This is a genomic window from Rhizobium sp. P1_E1 (genome assembly GCF_056406015.1).
Genome location: NZ_JBFUAY010000316.1, coordinates 1 through 3,999 on the forward strand (window position 1 = coordinate 1; position 3,999 = coordinate 3,999).

A 3,999-nucleotide genomic window follows, 5' to 3' on the forward strand; every position below is an offset into this window, starting at 1 on the left:
GCCTCCATCGCCCATGAAGTCAATCAGCCGCTCGCCGCGTCGCTCACCAACGCCCAGGCGGCCTTGCGCTGGCTCGGTAACCGTCCGCCGAATCTCGAGGAGGTGACTCAGGCGCTCGGCCGGATTGTCGAGAACGCCAATCGAGCCGGCGATGTCATTGGCCGGATCCGTGCCTTGATCAAGAAGGAACCCCCTCACAAGGGGCAATTCGACCTCAACGAGGCCATTCGTCACGTGATTGCCTTGACCAGCGGTGAAGTGCTCCGGCAAGGCGTCACGCTGCGGACCCAATTCGCGAGGAGCCTCCCGTCGGTGGAAGGGGATCGTGTCCAGTTGCAACAGGTGATCCTAAACCTCATCATGAACGCCATCGAGGCGATGAACGGCGTTAATGAGGAAGAGCGCGAGTTGCTGATCAGCACCGGGACAGGCTCGGGAGGCGTGGTCGTCAGGGTGCGCGACTCGGGTCCAGGCCTGGACCCGCAAAGCATGGACCGCATTTTCGAGGCTTTCTACACGACCAAATCCAGCGGCATGGGTATGGGCCTGGCGATCTCCCGTTCGATCATCGAGGCTCACGGGGGCCAGATGTGGGCCACCGCTAATGACCCTCGTGGGGCAGTGTTTCTGTTCACCCTGCCTCTAGAACGAGACGAAATCCACACAACGCATGCCGACCAAATCACAATGCCGGGAAAATAGGACCAACAACTGGCTGAAGCTTTCGCAGCCAGTGCTGCTCTCGGCGAAGTGTGAAGGCGTCGGCGGGCCTCTCTTCTCCATCGCGAGACGACCGAGGTGCCGCTGAAACTGAATTCACCTTCATGACGCGGTCAGCGGGCGAATGGAGGCAGCAGTGGAGAAAGCAACAAGCGCATCGCAAGGGGCGAAATCGTGCCACGGGAAGCTGGACGCGATGAGCAGCACTACCATGTCCGCACCAGCTAAACGGGACTTCGCCCCAAGTTCGATGATCCAGGTGCGGACCAAGAAACCCTATCGAAGACACAGATCGTTTGGCTTAATGCATAGTCACGGAACTCACTGAAGGGCAAAGATCCTCGAAGTCCTCCACAAGACGGAAAAGCCCGAAGGAGTAGCACAAGAGACCGAACCGCGTCCCGGTCACAAACAGGGTAAAAGCAGATCTCCCGGCGCGCAAAGCTTGTCCCCAGGGAGGCGTGATTGTTTCGCGTGGCATGACGGAAAACATCATCAAATGAGCCCCAAAGGCCGTATTCGGCCATGATGAACCATCTGGCGGCATGTGGAGCGGAGAGCCCGGAGCCCAGGGCCAAGCTTTCCCATATGCGCTGGGAAACAAGGTCAACGGGACCAGATCGATTTCGATTCGGTTGAGTTCATGTGTCATGGCGTCAATCCTTGGAAGGAACGCGAAAGAACGAAGAGGCAAACGGTGCGACCCGTAGGCTCCCCGGCCACCTTGTGTGGTGAAACCGCCGTCCCGACTGATCTTGATGCAGGTACTACCCCCGCTGCGTGATGAACTCCCCAGTGAGCCTGATCACATAGCCGCGCGGAAGAAATGTACCCTGACCATAGCAGGACGCTGCCCGACCCGCCATTGATCTGGAGGAAGGATCGGGGTAGCGAACAGGAGGGGATGACTTATACGGGGGTTTAGGAGTCCTTGATCGAGGTCGGCAAGCCGCGTGATGTCTCCGCTGGAAAGTCGACCATCACCCGCTTCGCGATGAGATGCCCTCGGCTGGAATGGACGACCATGACGCCGATATCGCGCTCGTTTTTCGAGGGCTTCATGCTCAAAAACGAGTGGCCGAGCCTGGCATGGCTCCCTAGCGCCCGCCTGTTTGCTGCGGTCGTATAATTTCCGCATACACAAGTATGATGGTGGACCTGTACACTTTGTTTTAACGTTTGCTCATAAGTGCCGGCTTCGCCAAGCTGCTCATCCTTGCACGGCTTCGCTGGCCATTCACAGTACGTTGGAACCATGGGGAGTCTTCAGGTTCCAAAGCCGTTAGGGAAGGACGCAGAATGCCGACGGTATCTCCGACTCCGATCACGCCCCCGGACGAGCACGTTGTGACCGCCCGCGAGGCGCTTGAGCCTCTCTACGAAAGACTGGAGCTTCACACCGAATCCACCTTGCTTTCGGCGGCAATGGCCGCCGGATGGCCAGCCGAGGAAGCAACGAGGGCGCTGGCTGCCCTTAGATTGCAAGACGCCCTCAATATTCTTTGCCGAGCGAATTCAAGTCCAAGCATATCGATGCACGGCCCAACGGCCGAATGAAATGGCGGTCTTCGCGAGGTTCCAAGGGAATTGGTCCAACGAGAAATATCCAGCAGCACGATCAAAGATGGCCGCCTCAATGGAAACGTCCACAAGCAATTGAATTTTGGAAGAAGACGTCCCCATGACGGGGTGATCGAAACAACGCAGGCCCGCCAGCACGTCCAATTTGACCTCAAGGAAGTGGTACAACAAGCCTCAGTCTGGTCAATCTGGCAATCCAATCCGTTTCCCGACGACGACCACCTGCTTGCGTTCCCAGGGGCGTGTAAGACAAGAGACCATTCCGAAACGGCCCAGAGCCAATAGCCTCCAAACAGCCGCGTGCTTGCGCGGATGGCCGGTTGCTTTTAAAACCGTTCGACAAAACACCAGAGGCTCACTTGGTTGCCACGATTTAGTAGATCGACCAAGTTGTCGGCCTCCTCGGCGGTGAGCATGTCCATGACAAACCCATCGATGATGGCCGCCTGTCCGCTGACTTTATCGAACACCGTCCAGTAAATATTGAGGTTCTTGCAACGGCTATATCTTTGCGATGCCATCGTGAACGGCCTCCGTGTGGTAACGACTTTGGTCAATTGTGAGCGATCTATCAGACATGACTGCCTGGCGGCTCTTGGACATCCGCGAGGCTCGTGACGTCAGTCGGCAGCTCGGCAGAGGGCTCGCATTCAGCGGGTGGTAAGGGAACTCTTGCACCACAGAGAGTCAGGCCGCTCGTTGCCTTTAAGAAGGCGCTCACAGTAGAGCATTTTTGTACGCGCTAATGAAGAGATGCGTTGGAATCAGGCATGCTATCTGTTCGTATAGCCTTCCAAAAGCTCGATGATCGATGCGGCGTGTCGACGGCCATATAGATCGATGCGCCTGTGGGACTTGGAGGAAAGCAGCTTGAAGAAGATCATCCTCATGCCACCAGTGTCCTCTTACTCTCCACGATGGACGCGGTGTCGACGAGCTGCTCCAGCAGTTCCACACACACCTCAGCCCGGACATGWTGCGGCATATGGCCCACGCCCCTGAGCGTCTTGAAGAGCGCCTGGTCGTGGCTCCGTTGGATCCACGCCGAGTGCCACCGATAGTCGATGACCCCGTCCCGGTCGCCGAAGACAACGGTCATAGGCAGGTCGGACGAGAGGCGCCCGAATGCGGCCATGTCGGCGTTGAAGGCGGACAGTTCCGCGGCCATGGTCTCGATTGTGGGCGACGACACGATGTGGCGCGCTGGCAAGGCTGCCAAGTATTCCGGTACGGGATTTGGGGCGGCCGAGGTTCGCAGCGCGGAGCGGCAAATCACCTCCCGGCCAGCGAGTGTCATCTGGCGGCGGACGGCGGACGGCGGATCCGATCACCGGCTTCATCGCCGTACGCAACGGCACGAGTGGCTTGACAGGAACTGGCCTGCAACAAGGTGCGATCAGCAACATAGCCCCAACGACGGCGGGGCTGTTTTTCGGAGCCTATGCCCTAAAGCCCGTCGAAGGAGGTACGTCTCAACCATTGCCGAGGCCAATTTGCGCCCTAATTTCAAAAGACTTGGCGAGAGCGACCGACACATCGATGTCTTCGAGCGACGCCAAGATCACGGAGGCGGAATTGGAAAGTGACCTCGGCCCCCGCCGCGTCTATTCGACCTCGCCATCCTCCCCTTCACGCATGCCTGCCTTCGCGAGTGTACTCGCTGTTATTGCCATTCTGTATTTTGGCAAGGACGTACTT

The 3,999-nt window shown here is 58.1% G+C and carries 5 protein-coding genes; 2 read left to right on the plus strand and 3 right to left on the minus strand.

The window, feature by feature from the left end:
• A partial coding sequence (locus tag AC1D1Z_RS34725; RefSeq protein ID WP_477853329.1) for a sensor histidine kinase occupies positions 1–702 on the plus strand: 702 nt, incomplete at its 5' end.
• 939 nt (positions 703–1,641) lie between these two features.
• Here AC1D1Z_RS34725 and AC1D1Z_RS34730 read toward each other — a convergent pair.
• Positions 1,642–1,782, minus strand: a complete 141-nt coding sequence (locus AC1D1Z_RS34730) for a hypothetical protein (protein ID WP_155295810.1) — start codon at positions 1,780–1,782, stop codon at positions 1,642–1,644.
• 237 nt (positions 1,783–2,019) lie between these two features.
• On the opposite strand from AC1D1Z_RS34730, the gene AC1D1Z_RS34735 reads away from it, so the two are divergent.
• The gene (locus AC1D1Z_RS34735; RefSeq protein WP_026230995.1) at positions 2,020–2,277 is read left to right on the plus strand and encodes a hypothetical protein; all 258 of its coding nucleotides are present in this window, start codon (positions 2,020–2,022) and stop codon (positions 2,275–2,277) included.
• 350 nt (positions 2,278–2,627) lie between these two features.
• Here AC1D1Z_RS34735 and AC1D1Z_RS34740 read toward each other — a convergent pair whose 3' ends face one another.
• Both AC1D1Z_RS34740 and AC1D1Z_RS34745 read right to left on the minus strand, forming a co-directional pair.
• Positions 2,628–2,822 (minus strand): hypothetical protein, encoded by a 195-nt coding sequence (locus tag AC1D1Z_RS34740; RefSeq protein ID WP_018448450.1) that lies wholly within the window; start codon positions 2,820–2,822, stop codon positions 2,628–2,630.
• A gap of 365 nt (positions 2,823–3,187) precedes the next feature.
• Entirely contained in the window at positions 3,188–3,469 is a 282-nt protein-coding gene (locus tag AC1D1Z_RS34745; protein WP_477853332.1) for a hypothetical protein, read from the minus strand.
• Between the last annotated feature and the right edge of the window lie 530 nt (positions 3,470–3,999).

Bases quoted from the DNA above. Each gene is read 5' to 3' on its own strand.
- AC1D1Z_RS34730 (WP_155295810.1), bottom strand. From the start codon at position 1,782: ATGAAGCCCTCGAAAAACGAGCGCGATATCGGCGTCATGGTCGTCCAT.
- AC1D1Z_RS34735 (WP_026230995.1), top strand. From the start codon at position 2,020: ATGCCGACGGTATCTCCGACTCCGATCACGCCCCCGGACGAGCACGTT.
- AC1D1Z_RS34740 (WP_018448450.1), bottom strand. From the start codon at position 2,822: ATGGCATCGCAAAGATATAGCCGTTGCAAGAACCTCAATATTTACTGG.